Here is a 4,420-nt window from a genome sequence, read left to right on the forward strand (position 1 = left end):
TATTTCTACTGAATATTTCTTTGTTGAGCATTTAATGCTTTTTGTTGCAGCATCAAACGCCCACATTTATCGACTGTAAATTTTTAAAGATCTTGTACTGCGTGCTGCGAAGCGTTTTGTTCGTCAGCGAAGAGACAAGATTATGCCGCAGGGCATTCATCTCGTCAACCCTCTTTTTTCAACTGCTACAATCGCATCCTCAAAAAACCTCAGCAGAATGCTATGAATAATAAGATGACAGGCCGCAGCGGCTTCAGTTCCAGCTTCGGCGTACTTGCCGCCACACTCGGTTCCGCAGTTGGTCTCGGCAATATCTGGAAGTTCCCTTCCCTCACCGGCGCCAACGGCGGCGCCGGCTTTCTGCTGATTTACCTGCTGGCCACACTGCTAATCGGCCTGCCGGTGATGATCGCGGAAATCACCATGGGCCGCGCCGCCAAGGCTAACCCGATCACCACGCTGCAAACGCTGGCGCCGAAGAAGGGCTTGCCGTGGTGGCTGGTCGGCGTCGCCGGCATGCTGGCCGCTTTCCTGATCCTCTCCTTCTATTCGGAGGTGGTGGCCTGGGTGTTTGCCTATGTCTTCAAGGCCATCGGCGGCAGCATTCTCAGTAGCGACCGCCAGGTGACGGAAGCCGCCTTCGGCGCGCTGATCAGCGATCCGCTGCAATCGCTGCTGTGGCAATGGGGTGTGCTGCTGCTGATCGGCGGTATTCTGTTGATGGGTGTGACCAAGGGCATCGAAGGCATCACCAAGAAACTGATGCCCGTACTGTTCCTGCTGTTGCTGGTGCTGTGCGCGGTCAGCCTGACCTTGCCCAAAGTAGCGGATGGCATCGCCTTCCTGTTCAAGCCCGACTTCAGCAAGATCACCGCAGGTGTGATCCTGACCGCGATGGGCCTGGCGTTCTTCAAACTGTCGCTGGGCATGGGCACAATGATGACCTACGGTTCCTACTTCCGCGACGACCAGAACATTCCCGCCACCACTGTGCGCGTGATGCTGGCCGACCTGTTTGTCTCGATGCTGGCCGGCATCGCCATCTTCCCGGCGGTGTTCAGCTTTGGCTTCGAACCGTCGGCCGGGCCGTCACTGGTGTTCATCACCATTCCAGCGGTGTTCTCGCAAATCCCCGGTGGCCATCTGCTGATGATCGCCTTCTTTGCACTGGCCGCCGTGGCTGCTACCGGCGCCATGCTGTCGATGATGGAAGTGCCGGTGGTGATCCTGCACGAGCGCTTCGGCATGAGCCGCACCAAAGCCACCGTGCTGACCATTGCCATCCTGGTCGTGCTGGGCTCCAGCTGCGCGCTGACCAACAATGTGCTGGCCGACTTCAAGCTGTTCGGCATGAATATGTTCGACCTGTTCGACTTCGCTTCCTCCAATGTGCTGCTGCCACTGGGTGGCATCGCGATAGCCTTGTTTGTCGGCTGGGTGTGGGGCCGCGACAACTTCCAGCGCGCGCTGTCCAACCATGGCACGCTGCGCAACGCCACTGTGACGGGCATGGTATTTTTCCTGCTGCGCTATGTGTCGCCGTTGCTGATCCTGGTGGTGATGCTGAAAGGCCTCGGCTTGTTCTGAGGCCCGTTATATACTGGCCGCACCGTGTAGCGATCAGGGTGCGCAATGAACCAGAGCGAGGTCCCCGTGGTGCCGATGCCGACGATACTCATCGTCGACGACTCGCCATCCTATCTCACCGCGCTGCTGGACCGGCTGGAGCGGCACGGTTTCCTGATCGTGCTGGCCCAGACCGCAGCTGAAGGCCTGATCCGCGCCGAGTTCGCCGAGCCGGACCTGATCCTGCTGGACGTGGTCATGCCCGACATCGACGGCTTTGAAGCCTGCCGCCGCCTCAAGGCCGGCAAGAAAACCAAGGATGTGCCGGTGATCTTCATGACCGGCCTCACCGATCCCAAACAGAAAGTCACCGGCTTCGATGCCGGCGGCGTCGACTACATCACCAAGCCCTTCCAGATCGAGGAGGTGCTTGCCCGCATCAATACCCACCTGGCGCTGCGCCGCGCCAACCGCGAGCTGCAGGACATGCTGGCGGCGCTGGCACAAGCGCGCGAAGACCTGGTGCGCAATGAAAAACTGGCCGGCCTGGGTGCGCTGGTGGCCGGCATCGCGCACGAACTGAACACGCCGATCGGCAACAGCCTGATGGCTTCCACCACCTTCGAAATGCAGACCGAGGAAATTCACCGTCACATGACCGGCGACGGCGGCGTCACACGCAAGGAGTTCGAGCATTACATCGAGAACGCGCGGCTGTCGGTCGACATCCTCAGCCGCAACCTGCATCGCGCGGCCGACATCGTGACCAACTTCAAGCAGGTGGCGGTGGACCAGACCAGCTCGCAGCGGCGCAGCTTCCTGCTGGCGGAAGTCATCGCCGGCAATGTGCTGACCTTGCAGCCGACCATCAAGCGCACGCCATATGTCATCCAGCAGCATGTGCCGGCGGAGCTGATGATGGAAAGTTATCCCGGCCCGCTGGGCCAGGTGGTGACCAACCTGATCAACAACGCCATCCTGCACGGCTACGAAGGCCGCAGCGAAGGCCAGATTGCGGTCAGTGCGCAGTTGTCGGCGCAGGGCTGGGTGACGCTGAGCGTGGAAGACCACGGCGTCGGCATCGCGCGCGACGACTTGCCGCGCATCTTCGATCCCTTCTTCACCACCAAGATGGGTGTGGGTGGCTCCGGGCTCGGCCTCAATATCGTGCACAACATCGTCACCGAGATTCTTGGCGGCCGCATCGACGTCAGCAGCGAAGTGGGCGGCGGCACCCGCTTCACGCTGACCTTGCCGATGTCGGCGCCACTCAGGTGAGTGCCCTACTCCTGCGACCAGACCGCCAGCACACCGTCGGTGACGCCGCTCTTGTGGTTGCCCAGGTGCTGCACCACGAAGTAGCCGGTGCTGTCGTCCGCGCGTACATAGCTATAGGCGGTGAAGGTCAACCACTTGCCGGTCGACAGGTCCGGCAGCGCCTGGCCGTTGAGGACGCTGGTGATTGACGCCGCATCGAAGGTCAGCAGCCCGCCGCTGGTCGGGAAGCTGCCATTGCCGCTGGCGTCGAAGCTGAAGCGGGTAACATTGCTGCCGCCAGTCGCGCAGTTTTCACGGTATACGTTCAGCGTCTGGCCAGCCAGCTGGGTGGCGTTGGTCAGCTGACGCGCGGAGCGCGCCACCAGCACATCGGTCGATTTGGCGACATTGCCGTTTGGCGTCGCCACCGCCGTGCACAGCATGGCAAGCTCCGGCGCAACGCTGCCGGCCGGCAGCGCGGCATTGGCCAGCACCGGCGCCGAATACACCAGCGTGCGCGTGGTGGCGTCGCGCGTCCAGGTCACCGTCTGCGGGATCTCGCCGTACACCGTCTTGCCGACAGTGCCCGGCGGCACCACGCCAAAGCTGGCATAGCTGTAGTACGCCGGATATGCCGGGGCGTTGCTCATGTCCTGCAAATAATGGAAGCCGGCATAGCGCTTCACGGTCAACTGCTCGGCGCCCCCGCCCAGCCCGGCGATGAAATCATCAATATGCTTCTGGAAGGCCGGCATGTCCGTGTTGTCGGTAATCGTGGCTAACAGATCGCGCGCGCCCTGGTTGGCCGAGTGGCCATCATAGGCAGCGATTTCCTGGGCTTGGTCAAGCGCGGCGGTGAAATAGGTGGCGGCTTGCAGCTTCTTGCCGAGCACGATGGCGTCGCTGTTTTGGGCAGCTTGCAGGATGCCCAGCAGCAGCTGCGCGCGGGTCAGTTCCTGGCGATCGAGAAAGCCGGCCCAGAACTCGCGCCCGCTGGCTTCCGCATTGCGGTTGAAAGCGTTCAGGTAGACCGCGTTGACGAAGGCGTTGTTGTTGCCGGTATAGAGCTCCTGCGATTCAGTGCTATTCGCAAAGGCATCAACGATGCGGCGGATATCAGCATTGCCGGCATAGTTCAGGCTGAGTTCAAGCGTGGTCAATGGCAGATTAGCGTCGCTGAAGTTGTTGCGCCAGAACGGCAGGCCTGGCGCATCGGCGGGCCTGCCGAAGAAGCCCAGGTATATGCGCTGCACCAGATCGGTATAGGCTTCCGGCGCAGCCTGGGCGCCTTGCACGAAGCGCGCGCCCATGGTCTTGCCTTGCGATGCTGTGGAAGGGGTATCGGAACCGCCGCATGCTGCAAGCATGACGGCCAAGGTGACGGCTGACGCAAGGGTCTTTTTCATCGCTTCCTCACTTGGAAAGAAGCCAATAGTACCTTTTTTATAACTCTGCAGGCATAAAAAAAGCCCGCACAGGATGCTGAGCGGGCTTTTTCTTTCAATAACTAGCTTGACGATAACCTACTTTCACACTGGTTGCAGCACTATCATCGGCGTAGAGTCGTTTCACGGTCCTGTTCGGGATGGGAAGGGGT

At 60.7% G+C, this 4,420-nt stretch carries 3 protein-coding genes; 2 read left to right on the forward strand and 1 reads right to left on the reverse strand.

The window, feature by feature from the left end; translation table 11 throughout:
• The first annotated feature begins 222 nt into the window (after positions 1–222).
• Both BLS51_RS29065 and BLS51_RS29070 read left to right on the forward strand, forming a co-directional pair.
• Entirely contained in the window at positions 223–1,587 is a 1,365-nt protein-coding gene (locus tag BLS51_RS29065) for a sodium-dependent transporter (RefSeq protein ID WP_090192491.1), read from the forward strand.
• 45 nt (positions 1,588–1,632) lie between these two features.
• Entirely contained in the window at positions 1,633–2,844 is a 1,212-nt protein-coding gene (locus BLS51_RS29070; RefSeq protein WP_090192490.1) for a sensor histidine kinase, read from the forward strand.
• Positions 2,845–2,849: 5 nt separating this feature from the next.
• Here BLS51_RS29070 and BLS51_RS29075 read toward each other — a convergent pair whose 3' ends face one another.
• Positions 2,850–4,229, reverse strand: coding sequence for a DUF4214 domain-containing protein (locus BLS51_RS29075; RefSeq protein ID WP_090192489.1), 1,380 nt, complete (start codon positions 4,227–4,229; stop codon positions 2,850–2,852).
• Positions 4,230–4,420: the final 191 nt, after the last annotated feature.

It is taken from the genome of Duganella sp. OV510 (genome assembly GCF_900100205.1).
In the GTDB taxonomy this organism is placed as follows: Bacteria; Pseudomonadota; Gammaproteobacteria; order Burkholderiales; family Burkholderiaceae_D; genus Rugamonas.

Coding starts and splice junctions, on each gene's coding strand:
- BLS51_RS29065 (WP_090192491.1), top strand. CDS start 223: ATGAATAATAAGATGACAGGCCGCAGCGGCTTCAGTTCCAGCTTCGGC.
- BLS51_RS29070 (WP_090192490.1), top strand. CDS start 1,633: ATGAACCAGAGCGAGGTCCCCGTGGTGCCGATGCCGACGATACTCATC.
- BLS51_RS29075 (WP_090192489.1), bottom strand. CDS start 4,229: ATGAAAAAGACCCTTGCGTCAGCCGTCACCTTGGCCGTCATGCTTGCA.